This window comes from Streptomyces sp. NPDC057136 (assembly GCF_042670885.1).
Classification (GTDB): Bacteria; Actinomycetota; Actinomycetes; order Streptomycetales; family Streptomycetaceae; genus Streptomyces.
In genome coordinates this window covers 75,439-91,493 of the sequence record NZ_JBHUUV010000010.1, presented here as the reverse complement: position 1 = coordinate 91,493, position 16,055 = coordinate 75,439, and the positions used below count along the sequence as shown (strand labels likewise).

Annotated in this window: 14 protein-coding genes; 12 read left to right on the top strand and 2 right to left on the bottom strand. The window is 68.6% G+C overall.

Going from position 1 to position 16,055, the window contains the following annotated elements; genetic code table 11:
- The first annotated feature begins 119 nt into the window (after positions 1–119).
- A complete protein-coding gene (locus tag ACFT7S_RS15210; RefSeq protein ID WP_382731570.1) occupies positions 120–1,136 on the top strand; it encodes a TerC family protein in 1,017 nt (338 codons plus the stop codon).
- A gap of 105 nt (positions 1,137–1,241) precedes the next feature.
- Here the strand turns inward: ACFT7S_RS15210 and ACFT7S_RS15205 are convergent, their stop codons facing one another.
- Positions 1,242–1,898 (bottom strand): MBL fold metallo-hydrolase, encoded by a 657-nt coding sequence (locus ACFT7S_RS15205; protein WP_382731567.1) that lies wholly within the window; start codon positions 1,896–1,898, stop codon positions 1,242–1,244.
- Between the two features lie 10 nt (positions 1,899–1,908).
- Positions 1,909–2,595 (bottom strand): maleylpyruvate isomerase family mycothiol-dependent enzyme, encoded by a 687-nt coding sequence (locus ACFT7S_RS15200; RefSeq protein ID WP_382731564.1) that lies wholly within the window; start codon positions 2,593–2,595, stop codon positions 1,909–1,911.
- Between the two features lie 175 nt (positions 2,596–2,770).
- Here ACFT7S_RS15200 and uvrA point away from each other — a divergent pair, with 175 nt between their 5' ends.
- The 11 genes from uvrA to ACFT7S_RS15145 all read left to right on the top strand — a co-directional run bounded on the left by uvrA (position 2,771) and on the right by ACFT7S_RS15145 (position 16,049).
- Entirely contained in the window at positions 2,771–5,806 is a 3,036-nt protein-coding gene (gene uvrA, locus ACFT7S_RS15195) for an excinuclease ABC subunit UvrA (protein ID WP_382731561.1), read from the top strand.
- Between the two features lie 268 nt (positions 5,807–6,074).
- Positions 6,075–6,503, top strand: coding sequence for a Rieske (2Fe-2S) protein (locus ACFT7S_RS15190; protein ID WP_382731559.1), 429 nt, complete (start codon positions 6,075–6,077; stop codon positions 6,501–6,503).
- A 96-nt stretch (positions 6,504–6,599) separates the two neighbouring features.
- Positions 6,600–8,657, top strand: a complete 2,058-nt coding sequence (uvrC, locus tag ACFT7S_RS15185) for an excinuclease ABC subunit UvrC (protein WP_382731557.1) — start codon at positions 6,600–6,602, stop codon at positions 8,655–8,657.
- Positions 8,654–9,640: an RNase adapter RapZ gene (gene rapZ / locus ACFT7S_RS15180; RefSeq protein ID WP_382731555.1), complete on the top strand. Its 987-nt coding sequence runs from the start codon at positions 8,654–8,656 to the stop codon at positions 9,638–9,640. Before uvrC ends, rapZ begins: the two co-directional genes overlap by 4 nt.
- Complete coding sequence (gene yvcK, locus ACFT7S_RS15175; protein WP_382731551.1) at positions 9,637–10,671, top strand: uridine diphosphate-N-acetylglucosamine-binding protein YvcK; 1,035 nt, start codon at positions 9,637–9,639, stop codon at positions 10,669–10,671. The genes rapZ and yvcK overlap by 4 nt, the downstream gene beginning before the upstream one ends.
- Positions 10,662–11,651, top strand: a complete 990-nt coding sequence (whiA, locus tag ACFT7S_RS15170) for a DNA-binding protein WhiA (RefSeq protein ID WP_266745531.1) — start codon at positions 10,662–10,664, stop codon at positions 11,649–11,651. Before yvcK ends, whiA begins: the two co-directional genes overlap by 10 nt.
- Positions 11,652–12,134: 483 nt before the next feature.
- Positions 12,135–13,145, top strand: a complete 1,011-nt coding sequence (gap, locus tag ACFT7S_RS15165; RefSeq protein WP_382731548.1) for a type I glyceraldehyde-3-phosphate dehydrogenase — start codon at positions 12,135–12,137, stop codon at positions 13,143–13,145.
- Positions 13,146–13,259: 114 nt separating this feature from the next.
- Positions 13,260–14,471: a phosphoglycerate kinase gene (locus tag ACFT7S_RS15160; RefSeq protein WP_382731545.1), complete on the top strand. Its 1,212-nt coding sequence runs from the start codon at positions 13,260–13,262 to the stop codon at positions 14,469–14,471.
- A gap of 6 nt (positions 14,472–14,477) precedes the next feature.
- Positions 14,478–15,254: a triose-phosphate isomerase gene (gene tpiA, locus ACFT7S_RS15155; protein WP_382731542.1), complete on the top strand. Its 777-nt coding sequence runs from the start codon at positions 14,478–14,480 to the stop codon at positions 15,252–15,254.
- Positions 15,255–15,373: 119 nt separating this feature from the next.
- Complete coding sequence (secG, locus tag ACFT7S_RS15150; protein ID WP_328909535.1) at positions 15,374–15,604, top strand: preprotein translocase subunit SecG; 231 nt, start codon at positions 15,374–15,376, stop codon at positions 15,602–15,604.
- A gap of 109 nt (positions 15,605–15,713) precedes the next feature.
- On the top strand, positions 15,714–16,049 hold the full coding sequence (locus tag ACFT7S_RS15145) for an RNA polymerase-binding protein RbpA (RefSeq protein WP_382731538.1): 336 nt from the start codon (positions 15,714–15,716) through the stop codon (positions 16,047–16,049).
- Positions 16,050–16,055: the final 6 nt, after the last annotated feature.

The window sequence follows — 16,055 nt, the reverse complement described above, 5'->3', positions numbered from 1 at the left end:
GTACGGACTGTGACCGGTCCCGGGGCGTCGGCCGGCCGCGCATCCCGCGCGGCCCGGTGGAAGAGACCTCCGGCAGCGACGACGCTGATCAGTAGCCGTAGCGAACTGCCGGAGGCGCAGTGGACGTTTCATGGACCCTTTGGGCACTGACCATTCTTGGTCTGAGTGCTTTGATCGCCGTCGACTTCTTCATCGGGCGCAAGCCCCATGACGTGTCGACCAAGGAAGCCGGAATCTGGACGATCGTCTGGATCGTGCTGGCCGCCCTCTTCGGGCTCGGCCTGCTCGTGTTCGGCGAGAGCCAGGCATCGGGCGAGTTCTTCGCCGGATTCATCACCGAGAAGTCGCTGAGTGTCGACAACCTCTTCGTCTTCGTCCTGATCATGGCGAAGTTCTCGGTGCCCTCGCATCTCCAGCAGCGCGTGCTCCTCATCGGTGTGCTGATCGCCCTGGTCCTGCGAGCGATCTTCATCGCCGCCGGTGCCGCGGTCATCGCCAACTTCGCGTGGATCTTCTACATCTTCGGCGCGTTCCTCATCTACACCGCCTGGAAGCTCATCCAGGAAGCGCGGGCCGGTGAGGAGGAAGAGGAGTTCGAGGAGAACCGGCTGCTCAAGTCCGTCGAGCGACGCTTCGGCGTGGCCGACAGGTACCACGGCACCAAGCTCTTCATCCAGAAGAACGGCAAGCGCGTCCTGACCCCGCTGATGGTGGTCATGCTCGCCATCGGCACCACCGACGTGCTGTTCGCGCTGGACTCCATCCCCGCGATCTTCGGTCTGACCCAGGACCCGTACATCGTCTTCACCGCCAACGCCTTCGCCCTGATGGGCCTGCGTCAGCTGTACTTCCTCATCGGTGGTCTGCTGAAGAAGCTGGTGCACCTCAGCTACGGCCTGTCGGTGATCCTCGGCTTCATCGGCGTCAAGCTGGTGCTGCACGCGCTCCACGAGTCCGGGGTGCATGTCCCCGAGATCTCCATCCCGTTCTCGCTGGCCTTCATCTGCGGCGTCCTGGTGATCACTACGATCACCAGCCTGATCGCCAACAAGAAGCAGGCGGCGGCGGAGGAGGCCGGGGCAACGCCCAAGACGGCCGGGCCCGCCGACGAGGAGACCAAGAGCATCGACGCCTGAACCGGGTGACTCCCGTGGCGTAGAAGCAGAACAACCGGCACCGGCCGGGGTGAGCGGATCGTTCCGCCCACCCCGGCCGGTGTGGTGTTCAGGGGGTGAGAACGCTCACCAGCCGCGCTCGCGCCACTCGGGCAGGTGAGACCGCTCGTCGCCCAGCGTGGTGTCGTGCCCGTGTCCCGGGTAGACCCAGGTCTCGTCCGGCAGCGGCTCGAAGAGCTTCGTCTCCACGTCGTGGAGCAGGCTCGCGAAGGCTTCGGGGTCCTTGCGCGTATTACCGACCCCGCCGGGGAAGAGGCAGTCGCCGGTGAACAGGTGCGGGGCCCCGTGCGGGTCGTCGTAGACCAGGGCGATGGAGCCCGGAGTGTGGCCGACCAGATGGCGGGCGGTCAGCGCGACGCGGCCCACCCGGATCGTGTCGTTGTCCTCGACGAGCACATCGGTCGGGACCGGGATGCCCTCGGCGTCGTACCGCCCCGCGTAGGTACGCGCTCCGGTGGCCGCCACGACCTCGGCCAGCGCCTGCCAGTGGTCGCCGTGCCGGTGCGTGGTGACGACGGACGCGATGCCGTCGTCACCGATCAACTGCAGCAGGATTCCGGCCTCGGCGGGCGCGTCGATCAGGAGCTGCTCGCCGGTGGCCCGGCAGCGCAGCAGATAGGCGTTGTTGTTCATCGGCCCGACCGCGACCTTGGAGATCATCAGGTCGGTCAACTCGTGCACATCCGCAGGTCCGCCGACCTTGACTGCTCCGCTGTACGTCATACGACTCAGCCTATAGCGGGGGCAGTGCGGGAAGAGGGCCTCCTTCCGTGGTCAGTGCGGAGCCGTCACGGCGCCCGGAGAGCCAGCCCAGGACCTCGGGAGCCGTCCCCCGGACCGTGACGGGCCCGCCGTCGGCGCCGCCGCCCGTGGTCCACGTATGCCCGTCGGCGAGCACCGTCGTCGCGACGACATCGGGATGGCCGGAGAACCGCTTCGCCAGGAAGTCGTTCTCCCGCGTCACCAAGTCCTCCGCCAGCTCCTCCAGCTCGTAGCCGATCCCCAGGTCGACGTGGTGCAGTTCGACCTCGATCAGGCGGCGGAAGGGGATGCGGGAGGCCGTGTCCGTCACGCCGTTGCGCAGGGTGACGGTACGGGCCCAGTCGGCGGTGCCGGCCGCTGCCTGCAGGAATCCGGCCGCGCTCTCGCGCAGGTCGGCCAGCTGCTCGTCGAGCGGCCGGGGAGCATCACGGGCGATGTCCTGGTCCCGGGTTTCGCTGCTCGCGTACATCGGACGCCCCTGGAGAACATTTGCGAGCGCGTCCGCGTTACGTGAGAGGTGGGCCAGTACATGGCCCCGGCTCCACCCCGGAAGTCGTGACGGCTCGGCGAGCGAAACGTTGTCCAATTTGCCCGTTGCGTTGAGCAGTCGATCGGTTGCTTCGCGTACAGCGCCCAGGTCGCACACATGATCAATCATGAGGTCGAGCCTAGCTCCGCCACTCAATCGGGTGAAGGAGTCGGAGCGCGGCCGTAAATCGAATGTGCGTGCTATACGCTCGGAGTCGAAAGCCTTCTACATCGCTGTGGCGCCCCCCATACCCTGGGACAGGGGCTCAGTTCCCCCGCTTCTCTCAAGAAAGGTGCGGACCGGCGTGGCCGACCGTCTCATCGTCCGTGGCGCGCGCGAGCACAACCTCAAGAACGTCTCGCTCGACCTCCCCCGCGATTCCCTCATCGTCTTCACCGGGCTCTCCGGGTCGGGCAAGTCGTCCCTCGCGTTCGACACGATCTTCGCCGAGGGCCAGCGACGCTACGTCGAGTCGCTCTCCTCGTACGCCCGGCAGTTCCTCGGCCAGATGGACAAGCCGGACGTCGACTTCATCGAGGGTCTCTCGCCCGCCGTTTCCATCGATCAGAAGTCGACCTCGCGCAACCCGCGCTCGACGGTCGGCACCATCACCGAGGTCTACGACTACCTCCGGCTGCTGTTCGCCCGGATCGGTAAGCCGCACTGCCCGGAGTGCGGGCGCCCCATCGCGCGTCAGTCGCCGCAGGCCATTGTCGACAAGGTGCTGGGCCTGCCCGAGGGCAGCCGCTTCCAGGTGCTGTCGCCGCTGGTGCGTGAGCGGAAGGGCGAGTTCGTCGACCTCTTCTCCGATCTGCAGACCAAGGGCTACAGCCGGGCCAGGGTCGACGGGGAGACCATCCAGCTCTCCGAGCCGCCCACGCTGAAGAAGCAGGAGAAGCACACCATCGAGGTGGTCATCGACCGCCTCACGGTCAAGGACAGCGCCAAGCGCAGGCTGACCGACTCCGTGGAGACTGCGCTCGGTCTCTCCGGCGGCATGGTCGTGCTCGACTTCGTCGACCTCCCCGAGGACGACCCCGAGCGTGAGCGGATGTATTCCGAGCACCTCTACTGCCCGTACGACGACCTCTCCTTCGAGGAGCTGGAGCCCCGCTCCTTCTCCTTCAACTCGCCCTTCGGCGCCTGCCCCGACTGCACGGGTATCGGTACGCGCATGGAGGTCGACCCGGAGCTGATCGTCCCGGACGAGGACAAGTCCCTCGACGAGGGCGCGATCCACCCCTGGTCGCACGGACACACCAAGGAGTACTTCGGGCGGCAGATCGGCGCACTCGCCGAAGCCCTCGGATTCCGTACGGACATCCCCTGGGCCGGACTGCCCCAGCGCGCCAAGAAGGCCCTGCTCTTCGGCCACAAGATCCAGACCGAGGTGCGTTACCGCAACCGGTACGGACGCGAGCGCGCGTACACCACCCCCTCCTTCGAAGGGGCGGTGCAGTTCGTGAAGCGCCGTCACTCCGAGGCCGAGAGCGACTCCAGCAGGGAGCGCTTCGAGGGCTATATGCGCGAGGTGCCCTGCCCGACCTGTGAGGGCACACGGCTCAAGCCGCTCGTCCTCGCGGTGACGGTGATGGAGAAGTCCATCGCCCAGGTCGCCGCGATGTCGATCAGCGAGTGCGCCGACTTCCTCGGCCGCCTCAAGCTGAACGCCCGCGACAAGAAGATCGCCGAGCGGGTGCTCAAGGAGGTCAACGAGCGGCTGAAGTTCCTCGTGGACGTCGGCCTGGACTACCTCTCGCTCAACCGCGCCGCGGGCACCCTGTCCGGTGGCGAGGCCCAGCGCATCCGGCTGGCCACCCAGATCGGCTCCGGCCTGGTGGGCGTCCTGTACGTACTGGACGAGCCGTCCATCGGACTGCACCAGCGGGACAACCACCGGCTGATCGAGACCCTCGTCAGGCTCCGCGACATGGGCAACACGCTCATCGTCGTCGAGCACGACGAGGACACCATCAAGGTCGCCGACTGGGTCGTCGACATCGGCCCCGGCGCCGGTGAGCACGGAGGCAAGGTCGTCCACTCCGGCTCGCTCAAGGACCTGCTGACCAACAAGGAGTCGATCACCGGCCAGTATCTGGCCGGCAAGCGCGCCATCCCGATGCCCGGCATCCGGCGCCCGGTCGACCCGACGCGGCAGCTCACGGTGCACGGTGCCCGGGAGAACAACCTCCAGGACATCGACGTCTCCTTCCCCCTCGGTGTGCTCACCGCGATCACCGGTGTCTCCGGATCGGGAAAGTCGACTCTGGTCAACGACATCCTCTACACGCACCTGGCACGCGAGCTGAACGGCGCCAAGTCGGTGCCCGGCCGGCACACCCGCGTCGACGGCGACGACCTCGTCGACAAGGTGGTGCACGTCGACCAGTCGCCGATCGGCCGTACGCCGCGGTCCAACCCGGCCACGTACACCGGAGTCTTCGACCATGTCCGCCGGCTCTTCGCCGAGACGATGGAGGCGAAGGTGCGCGGCTATCTGCCGGGCCGCTTCTCCTTCAACGTCAAGGGGGGCCGCTGCGAGAACTGCTCCGGTGACGGCACCATCAAGATCGAGATGAACTTCCTGCCGGACGTGTACGTCCCGTGCGAGGTCTGCCACGGAGCGCGCTACAACCGGGAGACCCTGGAGGTCCACTACAAGGGCAAGTCCATCGCCGAGGTGCTGGACATGCCGATCGAGGAGGGGCTCGAGTTCTTCGAGGCCGTCCCGACGATCGCCCGCCATCTGCGTACGCTCAACGAGGTGGGCCTCGGATACGTCAGGCTCGGGCAGTCCGCGCCGACGCTCTCCGGTGGTGAGGCACAGCGCGTGAAGCTGGCGAGCGAGCTCCAGAAGCGCTCCACGGGCCGCACGGTCTACGTCCTGGACGAGCCGACCACCGGTCTGCACTTCGAGGACATCAGCAAGCTGATCACGGTGCTCTCGGGTCTGGTCGACAAGGGCAACACGGTGGTCGTCATCGAGCACAACCTCGATGTCGTCAAGACCGCGGACTGGGTCATCGACATGGGTCCCGAAGGGGGCAATGGAGGCGGTCTGGTCGTCGCCGAAGGCACCCCCGAGCAGATCGCGTCGGTGCCCGCCAGCCACACCGGGAAGTTCCTCCAGAGCATCCTGGGAGCGGACCGGATCAGCGAAGCCGCCGTGCCGACGGCCCGCAAGCCCGTCCGGAAGACGGCTGCCAGGCAGACGGTGGCGGCCAAGGCCGCTCCGGCCCGTAAGACGGCCACGGCCAAGACGGCGGCGCAGCCCGTCGCGAAGAAGGCCGCCGTGAAGAAGCCCGCCGCGAAGAAGACGGCCCGCGCCCCGAAGGCGTGAGCACCGGCTGACCGGGACAGCGACTGCCGTCCCGGAACGCCCGCAGAGGTGGCGGTCCCCGGCCCGGGGGCCGCCACCTTGCCGTAGGGCGGCCACTCCCTCGGACGCCTTCGCCCTCGGCCCGTCCCCTCCCTGCCACCTGCTGGAACCGGCCCGGCCGAAGGGGCGCCGATCTCCGCCGGTATCGTCGGTTCTGTCGCTGCTGCCTACGGTTCCCGCCCCTCGGGTGCCCTTGGCGGCTCCTGCCCCCTCACCCCGTGGAGACCGCATGCCCGGCCTGCCCGCCGCCCGCCGTACCGTGCTGAAGGGCGCCGCTCTCGCCGGTGCCGCCGGGCTGGGAGTGGCCGCCTGCTCGACCGAATCGAAGCTGGGCCACGCGGAGACGCCCACGCCCACCGCACCCGTCGCGCTCGGCGCCGCGGACGAGGTCCCGGTCGGCGGAGCCAAGCTCTACCGCGAACAGCGGCTCGTCGTGAGCTGCCCCGCCAAGGGTCAGTACAAGGCGTTCAGCGCCCAGTGCACCCATGGGGGCTGCGTCCTGGACAAGGTCGAGGGCACCGAGGGGCACTGCCCCTGCCACGGCAGCCGCTTCGACACCACGACCGGCAAGGCGCTGCACGGCCCGGCCACCGTGCCGCTGCCCTCCGTCCCGGTCACGGTCGAGGGCGGACAGCTCGTCGCGGGCCCGGACGCCTGACGGACCCGCAGGGTGACCATCGCCACGGCCCCTGACCCGCTCCACGGGTCCGCTGACAAGGCCGCGCTGTCACTGCCCACAAGTAGGGTGTGAGACATGGCAGACCCCTCCAGCTACCGCCCCAAGCCGGGACAGATCCCCGACTCCCCGGGGGTCTACAAATTCCGCGACGAGCACCGCAGGGTGATCTACGTCGGGAAGGCCAAGAACCTGCGCCAGCGCGTGGCCAACTACTTCCAGGACCTGGCCAATCTCCACCCGCGCACGCGCACGATGGTCACCACGGCCGCCTCCGTCGAATGGACCGTCGTCTCCACGGAGGTCGAGGCGCTCCAGCTCGAGTACTCCTGGATCAAGGAGTTCGACCCCCGGTTCAACGTCAAGTACCGGGACGACAAGAGCTATCCGTATCTCGCGGTCACCCTCAACGAGGACTTTCCGCGCGTCCAGGTGATGCGAGGAGCCAAGAAGAAGGGCGTGCGCTACTTCGGGCCGTACGGGCACGCGTGGGCGATCCGCGAGACCGTCGACCTGATGCTCCGCGTCTTCCCCGTGCGTACGTGCTCCGCGGGCGTCTTCAAGAACGCTGCGAGGACCGGCCGCCCCTGCCTCCTCGGCTATATCGGCAAGTGCTCCGCGCCCTGCGTCGGCCGGGTCACCCCCGAGGAACACCGCGAGCTCGCCGAGGACTTCTGCGACTTCATGGCAGGCCGGACCGGTACGTACATCCGCCGCCTGGAGAAGGACATGATGCAGGCGGCCGAGGAGATGGAGTACGAGCGGGCGGCCCGGCTCCGGGACGACGTGGAGGCCCTCAGGCGGGCCATGGAGAAGAGCGCCGTGGTCCTCGCCGACGCCACCGACGCGGACCTGATCGCCGTCGCCGAGGACGAGCTCGAAGCGGCCGTCCAGATCTTCCACGTCCGCGGCGGCCGGGTCCGCGGCCAGCGCGGCTGGGTGACCGACAAGGTCGAGGCGGTCGACACCGCGGGCCTCGTCGAGCACGCGCTCCAGCAGTTGTACGGGGAGGAGACGGGGGACTCCGTACCCAAGGAGGTCCTGGTCCCCGCCCTCCCCGAGGACTCCGAGGCCGTCGCCCAGTGGCTCGCCGGGCGCCGGGGCTCGCAGGTCAGCCTGCGCATTCCGCAGCGGGGCGACAAGAAGGACCTGATGGCCACGGTCCAGCGCAACGCCCTTCAGGCGCTCGGGCTGCACAAGACCAAGCGTGCCTCCGACCTGACGACCCGCTCCCGTGCCCTGGAGGAGATCTCCGAGGCGCTCGGTCTCGACACGGCCCCGCTGCGCATCGAGTGCTACGACATCTCGCATCTCCAGGGCGACGACGTGGTGGCGTCCATGGTGGTCTTCGAGGACGGCCTCGCACGCAAGAGCGAATACCGCCGCTTCCAGATCAAGGGCTTCGAGGGCCAGGACGACGTGCGGTCGATGCACGAGGTGATCGGCCGCCGCTTCAAGCGGTACCTCCAGGACAAGGAGCGGACGGGCGAGTGGGAGGAGACCCCCGCCCCGGCAGGCCCCGCCCCGACCGGCCTCGCTCCCACAGATCCCGCCCCCACCGGAGCCGTACCCGCCGTGGACGACACCGGGAGCGAGCCCCGCGAGGACGACGGACGGCCCAAGCGGTTCGCGTATCCGCCGCAGCTCGTCGTAGTCGACGGCGGGCAGCCCCAGGTGGCCGCGGCGAAGCGCGCCCTGGACGAGCTCGGCATCGACGACATCGCCGTCTGCGGCCTCGCCAAGCGCCTCGAGGAGGTCTGGCTGCCCGATGACGACGACCCCGTGGTCATGCCCCGCTCCAGCGAAGGGCTCTATCTCCTTCAGCGGATTCGTGACGAGGCCCACCGCTTCGCCATCACCTACCAGCGCGCCAAACGCGCCAAGCGCATCCGCAGCAGCCCCCTGGATGACGTCGCGGGCCTCGGCGAGACCCGGAAACAGGCTCTGATCAAGCATTTCGGCTCCGTGAAGAAGCTGCGGCAGGCGACAATCGACGAGATCTGCGAGGTCCCGGGGATAGGACGCAGGACGGCGGAATCACTGGCCGCCGCTCTCGCCTCGACGGCCCCGGCCGCGCCCGCCGTGAACACGGCCACAGGAGAGATCATTGAAGACGACGACGGGGGCACGTCATGACTGAACACAAGAACGAACGCGCGCACGAAACCGAACCCGAGCACCACAGCACCGACCGAGCAGACGGAGCAGCACACGTGAGTACGGGCACCACGAACGAGACGGATGAGGCCACCGCGCCGGCCATCCCCGAACTGGTGATCATCTCCGGCATGTCCGGCGCCGGGCGCAGCACAGCCGCCAAGTGCCTGGAGGACCTCGGCTGGTTCGTCGTCGACAACCTCCCGCCCGCGCTGATCCCCACGATGGTGGAGCTCGGCGCCCGGTCCCAGGGCAACGTGGCCCGTATCGCCGTTGTCGTCGATGTCCGGGGCCGCCGCTTCTTCGACAACCTCCGGGAGTCCCTCGCGGACCTGGAGGCCAAGCACGTCACCCGGCGGATCGTGTTCCTGGAGTCCTCGGACGACGCCCTCGTGCGCCGCTTCGAGTCGGTCCGCCGCCCGCACCCCCTCCAGGGCGACGGCCGGATCGTCGACGGCATCGAGGCCGAGCGCGATCTGCTGCGTGAGCTGCGCGGCGACGCCGACCTGGTCATCGACACCTCCAGCCTCAACGTGCACGAACTGCGCGCCAAGATGGACGCCCAGTTCGCCGGCGACGAGAAGCCGGAGCTGCGGGCCACGGTGATGTCGTTCGGCTACAAGTACGGCCTCCCGGTCGACGCCGACCTGGTCGTGGACTGCCGCTTCCTGCCGAACCCGCACTGGGTGCCGGAGCTGCGGCCGTTCACCGGGCTCAACGAGGAGGTGTCCGCGTATGTCTTCGACCAGCCGGGCGCCAAGGAGTTCCTCAACCAGTACACGGAACTGCTCCAGCTCATCGCCGCCGGGTACCGCCGTGAGGGCAAGCGCTATGTGACCGTCGCCGTCGGGTGCACGGGCGGCAAGCACCGCTCCGTGGCGATGTCCGAGAAGCTGGCCGCCCGGCTGGCCACGGAAGGCATCGAGACCGTCCTCGTCCACAGGGACATGGGGCGCGAGTGACCAACCGCAATCTGCGTCTGCGGCGGTTGAGCAGAGCGACGTCGGCGATGTCCGGACGCAAGCGGGGCGCCCAGCCCAAGGTCGTCGCCCTGGGCGGCGGCATGGGGCTGTCGGCCTCGCTCACGGCGCTGCGCCGGATCACCGGCGATCTCACGGCCGTGGTCACCGTCGCCGACGACGGGGGCTCCAGCGGCCGGCTCCGCGAGGAGCTGGGCGTGCTGCCTCCGGGCGACCTCCGCAAGGCGCTGGCCGCGCTCTGCGGGGACGACGAGTGGGGCCAGACCTGGGCCCAGGTCATCCAGCACCGCTTCGAGTCCAAGGGCGATCTGCACGGGCACGCGGTCGGCAATCTGCTGATCGTCGCCCTCTGGGAGCAGCTCGGCGACCACGTGCAGGCGCTCGACCTCGTCGGCAAGCTCCTCGGCGCCCACGGCCGGGTGCTGCCGATGTCGGCCGTGCCCCTGGAGCTCCAGGCGCTCGTACGGGGACACGACCCGGAGCACCCCGACGACATCGTCACCGTGCGCGGGCAGGCGACGGTGGCGCTCACCCCGGGCGAGGTGCAGTCCGTGCACGTCGTCCCGGCCGACCCGCCCGCCGTCCCGGAAGCGGTCGCCGCCGTCCTCGACGCGGACTGGGTGGTGCTCGGCCCGGGGTCCTGGTTCTCCTCGGTGATTCCGCACCTGCTCGTCCCGGAACTGCTCGACGCGCTGGTCGCCACGAAGGCCCGGAAGGTCCTTTCGCTGAACCTCGCGCCGCAACCCGGTGAAACAGATGGCTTCTCACCGCAGCGTCATTTGGAGGTTTTGGGACGACACGCCCCTAAACTCGCCTTGGACGTGGTGTTGGCCGACGAGGCCGCCGTGCCCGACCGCGAGTCCCTCGCCGACGCCGCAGAACGGCTCGGCGCCGCGGTCGAGCTGGCGCCGGTGGCTTCACCCGATGGCGTTCCGATCCATGATCCGGAGCTGTTGGCCGCCGCGTACGACCGTATTTTTCGGATGCATGGAAGGATCGGCCCATGGCGATGACGCCAGCGGTGAAGGACGAAATCTCTCGGCTTCCCGTAACCCGGACCTGCTGCAGGAAGGCAGAAGTCTCGGCGATTCTTCGGTTCGCGGGTGGGCTGCACCTGGTGAGCGGCCGGATTGTGATCGAGGCGGAGCTGGACACCGCGATGGCGGCGCGCCGACTGAAGCGGGACATTCTAGAGATTTTCGGGCACAGCTCGGAGCTGATCGTGATGGCCCCCGGCGGGCTGCGGCGCGGCTCCCGCTATGTCGTACGGGTGGTGGCGGGCGGCGACCAGCTCGCACGCCAGACCGGGCTGGTGGACGGCCGCGGCCGCCCCATCCGCGGGCTGCCCCCACAGGTGGTCTCGGGGGCCACCTGTGATGCCGAGGCCGCCTGGCGCGGGGCCTTCCTGGCGCACGGTTCGCTCACCGAGCCGGGCCGTTCCTCCTCGCTGGAGGTGACCTGCCCGGGTCCGGAGGCGGCGCTCGCCCTGGTCGGTGCGGCCCGCAGGCTCTCCATTGCGGCGAAGGCCCGCGAGGTGCGCGGCGTGGACCGCGTCGTCGTCCGTGACGGCGACGCCATCGGTGCGCTCCTGACCCGCCTCGGCGCGCACGAGTCGGTGCTGGCCTGGGAGGAGCGCCGGATGCGGCGCGAGGTCCGTGCCACGGCGAACCGCCTCGCCAATTTCGACGACGCCAACCTGCGCCGCTCGGCACGGGCGGCGGTGGCTGCGGGCGCCCGTGTGGGGCGCGCGCTGGAGATCCTCGGCGAAGAGGTCCCGGAGCACCTCGCGGCGGCCGGACGGCTCCGCATGGAGCACAAGCAGGCGTCCCTGGAGGAGCTGGGTGCGCTGGCCGAGCCGCCGCTGACCAAGGACGCCGTTGCCGGCCGTATCCGCCGCCTGCTGGCCATGGCCGACAAGCGGGCCCAGGACCTGGGTATCCCGGGGACGGAGTCCACCCTCAGCGAGGAGCTGGCCGACGGACTCGTCGGCTGACCGACGCCCCGATCCGACGCCCCGATCCGACGCCCCGCCCGGACAGACCGCCCGGACATCCCGCTGCCGGCGCCCCGCAAGGGTGCGCCGGCAGCGGCATGTCCGGGGTGCGGACGCTTTTCGGACTTCTCTTCGCCGGGCGCCGGAGCCGGGATTCGGGACATCGCCTGCCCCGATGCGGACTCAAATACCTCACCGGCGCGCTCGGGCGCAAGCATTTCCTGAGGGAAAGAGGCTGAGAACACAGGGCCGTTGACACTCCGTAGCCGGCTCCACAGGCCCCGGAGCCGGCTCGTCGCCCGCCGTGCACCCCGGAAGCGGAGGCGCGGACTCCTACTCGGGAGTACAGACTTCCCGGCCTCGCCCGGCCCCGCTCGATGTCACTCCGGGGCCCTCGGAGAGGTAGGGTCGGAGGCGGTCGGGGACATCCCTATACAACTCGCCGGCGTCGAAAACCGGCGTACCTAACGAGGAGATCGGTTCGTGACGATCCGCGTAGGCATCAACGGCTTTGGCCGCATCGGACGTAACTACTTCCGCGCGCTGCTGGAGCAGGGTGCGGACATCGAGATCGTGGCTGTCAACGACCTGGGTGACACTGCGACCACGGCCCACCTGCTGAAGTACGACACCATTCTGGGTCGTCTCAAGGCAGAGGTCAGCCACACCGCCGACACCATCACCGTCGACGGTCACACCATCAAGGTGCTCTCCGAGCGCAACCCCGCCGACCTGCCCTGGGGCGAGCTGGGTGTCGACATCGTGATCGAGTCGACCGGCATCTTCACCAAGAAGGCCGACGCCGAGAAGCACATCGCCGGTGGCGCCAAGAAGGTCCTCATCTCGGCTCCGGCCAAGGACGAGGACATCACGATCGTGATGGGCGTCAACCAGGAGAAGTACGACCCGGCCAAGCACAACGTCATCTCCAACGCCTCCTGCACCACCAACTGTGTGGCGCCGATGGCCAAGGTTCTCGACGAGAACTTCGGCATCGTCAAGGGCCTGATGACGACGGTCCACGCGTACACGAACGACCAGCGCATCCTGGACTTCCCGCACTCGGACCTGCGTCGCGCCCGCGCCGCCGCCGAGAACATCATCCCGACCACGACCGGTGCCGCCAAGGCCACCGCTCTGGTCCTGCCGCAGCTCAAGGGCAAGCTCGACGGCATCGCGATGCGCGTCCCGGTCCCGACCGGTTCGGCCACCGACCTCGTTGTCGAGCTGACCCGCGAGGTCACCAAGGACGAGGTCAACGCCGCGTTCAAGAAGGCGTCCGACGACGGCGACCTGAAGGGGTACCTCGCGTACACCGAGGACCCGATCGTATCCTCGGACATCGTCGGTGACCCGGCGTCCTGCACCTTCGACTCGTCCATGACGATGGTTCAGGAAGGCAAGACGGTGAAGATCCTCGGCTGGTACGACAACGAGTGGGGTTACTCCAACCGTCTCGTCGACCTGACCGTCTTCGTCGGCGGCCAGCTCTGATCTTCGGATCGGCAGGCAACTCGATGTGAGCATGGGGCTCGGATGGCGCAACGTGGCGCCGTTCGAGCCCCGTTGCATGCTCTCTCTCGCCCTTCCAAGGAGTACCGGAAACAGATGAAGACGATCGACGAACTTCTCACCGAAGGGGTCGCGGGCAAGCGGGTATTCGTCCGCGCCGACCTCAATGTGCCGCTCGACGGCACCACGATCACGGACGACGGCCGCATCCGCGCCGTGGCGCCCACGGTCGCCAAACTTGCCGCAGCGGGCGCGCGGGTCATCGTCGCCTCGCACCTCGGCCGCCCCAAGGGCGCGCCCGACCCGGCGTTCTCGCTGGCACCCGCGGCGGCGCGCCTCGGCGAGCTGCTCGGCACCGATGTCGCCTTCGCGACCGACACGGTCGGCGATTCCGCCCGGGCCACGGTCGCCGCTCTCACCGACGGCCAGGTCGCTGTCATCGAGAACCTCCGCTTCAACCCCGGTGAGACCGCGAAGGACGACGCCGAACGCGGCGCCTTCGCCGACCAGCTGGCGGAGCTCGCCGACATGTACGTGGGCGACGGCTTCGGCGCCGTCCACCGCAAGCACGCCTCGGTCTTCGACCTCCCGGCCCGGCTGCCGCACGCGGCCGGCGATCTGATCGCCACCGAGGTCGGCGTCCTGAAGAAGCTCACCGAGAACGTCGAGCGCCCGTACGCCGTCGTGCTCGGCGGCTCCAAGGTCTCCGACAAGCTCGGCGTCATCGACCACCTGCTGGAGAAGGCCGACCGCATCCTCATCGGCGGCGGCATGGCGTACACCTTCCTCAAGGCCCAGGGCCACGAGGTCGGCAGCTCGCTCCTGCAGGAGGACCAGATTCCGGCCGTGCTGCAGTACCTGAAGCGGGCCGAGGAGAAGGGCGTGGAGTTCGTGCTCCCCGTCGACGTCGTCGTCTCCGAGCAGTTCCCGGACCTGAAGACCAAGGCCCCGAGCCACCCCACCACGGTTGCCGCGGACGCCATCCCGGCCGGGGCGATGGGCCTGGACAACGGACCCGAGACCAACGAGCTGTACGCCGCGAAGCTCGCCGACGCGGCCACGGTCTTCTGGAACGGCCCCATGGGTGTCTTCGAGCACCCCGACTACGCCGAGGGCACCAAGGCGGTCGCCCAGGCCCTCGTCGACTCCTCGGCCTTCACCGTCGTCGGCGGCGGAGACAGTGCCGCCGCCGTGCGCATCCTGGGCTTCGACGAGAATGCATTCGGCCATATCTCGACCGGTGGCGGCGCCAGCCTCGAATACCTCGAGGGCAAGACGCTTCCCGGCCTCGCCGCACTGGAGGACTGACACTCAATGACTACCCGCACCCCGCTGATGGCGGGCAACTGGAAGATGAACCTCAACCACCTCGAGGCCATCGCCCACACCCAGAAGCTCGCTTTCGCCCTGGCCGACAAGGACTACGACGCCGTAGAGGTCGCCGTCCTGCCGCCCTTCACCGACCTGCGCTCCGTGCAGACGCTGGTGGACGGCGACAAGCTGAAGATCAAGTACGGCGCCCAGGACATCTCGGCACACGAATCCGGTGCGTACACCGGTGAGATCTCCGGCTCCATGCTCGCGAAGCTGAAGTGCACGTACGTGGCCGTCGGCCACAGCGAGCGCCGCCAGTACCACGGCGAGAACGACGAGATCTGCAACGCCAAGGTGAAGGCCGCGTACAAGCACGGCCTGACCCCGATCCTCTGCGTCGGCGAGGGCCTGGACATCCGCAAGGCCGGTGACCAGGTCTCCTACACCCTCGCGCAGCTCGACGGCGCCCTCAAGGACATCCCCGCCGAGCAGGCCGAGTCCATCGTGATCGCGTACGAGCCGGTCTGGGCCATCGGGACCGGCGAGGTCGCCACTCCCGAGGACGCCCAGGAGGTGTGCGGAGCGATCCGGCGCCGGCTGGCCGAGCTGTACTCGCAGGAGCTGGCCGACGCCGTCCGTATCCAGTACGGCGGCTCCGTGAAGTCCGGCAACGTCGCGGCCATCATGGCGCAGCCCGACGTGGACGGCGCACTGGTCGGAGGCGCGGCGCTGGACTCCGAGGAGTTCGTCAAGATCGTCCGCTTCCGCGACCAGTGAGTATGCGGTAGCGCGGATCCGTCGTACCCTAGCGGGGGCCGAGGGGGGTACCCCTCCGGCCCCCGTTGTCCGTATGTGCAGTCCAAGGGAATTCCGGAAAGTAGGGACCAGCCGTGATTATGGGGTTCTCGATCGCCCTGATCGTCTTCAGCCTGCTGCTGATGCTGCTGGTGCTGATGCACAAGGGAAAGGGCGGCGGCCTCTCCGACATGTTCGGTGGCGGTATGCAGTCGTCCGTCGGCGGCTCCTCGGTCGCCGAGCGCAACCTCGACCGCATCACCGTGGTGGTCGGTCTGTCGTGGTTCGCATGCATTGTTGTACTTGGTCTGCTGATGAAGCTGGACAACTGACCCGGCGTCCGCGATTCCCGGTGAGGGTGTAACTCCAATCACTGGACGCGCGTTGGGCCTTACGTAGACTGGGGCATCTTCGAGCACCATCACGCAGGGAGTTACGACCGTGGCAAGTGGCAACGCGATCCGGGGAAGCCGGGTCGGAGCGGGGCCGATGGGAGAGGCCGAGCGGGGCGAGTCCGCGCCGCGCCTCCGCATCTCCTTCTGGTGCTCGAACGGGCACGAGACGCAGCCGAGCTTCGCCCATGACGCGCAGGTACCGGAGAATTGGGACTGCCCGCGCTGCGGCTTCCCGGCCGGCCAGGACCGGGACAGCCCGCCCGACCCGCCGCGCACCGAGCCGTACAAGACGCATCTGGCGTACGTACGTGAGCGGCGCAGCGACGAGGACGGCGAGGCCATTCTTGCCGAAGCACTCGCGAAACTCCGCGGCGAAATCTAGAAGTTG

What these genes read in the sequence shown, in the direction of transcription:
- ACFT7S_RS15205 (WP_382731567.1), bottom strand. Translation starts at nt 1,898, where the DNA reads ATGACGTACAGCGGAGCAGTCAAGGTCGGCGGACCTGCGGATGTGCAC.
- ACFT7S_RS15200 (WP_382731564.1), bottom strand. Translation starts at nt 2,595, where the DNA reads ATGATTGATCATGTGTGCGACCTGGGCGCTGTACGCGAAGCAACCGAT.
- ACFT7S_RS15190 (WP_382731559.1), top strand. Translation starts at nt 6,075, where the DNA reads ATGCCCGGCCTGCCCGCCGCCCGCCGTACCGTGCTGAAGGGCGCCGCT.
- uvrC (WP_382731557.1), top strand. Translation starts at nt 6,600, where the DNA reads ATGGCAGACCCCTCCAGCTACCGCCCCAAGCCGGGACAGATCCCCGAC.
- rapZ (WP_382731555.1), top strand. Translation starts at nt 8,654, where the DNA reads ATGACTGAACACAAGAACGAACGCGCGCACGAAACCGAACCCGAGCAC.
- whiA (WP_266745531.1), top strand. Translation starts at nt 10,662, where the DNA reads ATGGCGATGACGCCAGCGGTGAAGGACGAAATCTCTCGGCTTCCCGTA.
- ACFT7S_RS15160 (WP_382731545.1), top strand. Translation starts at nt 13,260, where the DNA reads ATGAAGACGATCGACGAACTTCTCACCGAAGGGGTCGCGGGCAAGCGG.
- tpiA (WP_382731542.1), top strand. Translation starts at nt 14,478, where the DNA reads ATGACTACCCGCACCCCGCTGATGGCGGGCAACTGGAAGATGAACCTC.
- secG (WP_328909535.1), top strand. Translation starts at nt 15,374, where the DNA reads ATGGGGTTCTCGATCGCCCTGATCGTCTTCAGCCTGCTGCTGATGCTG.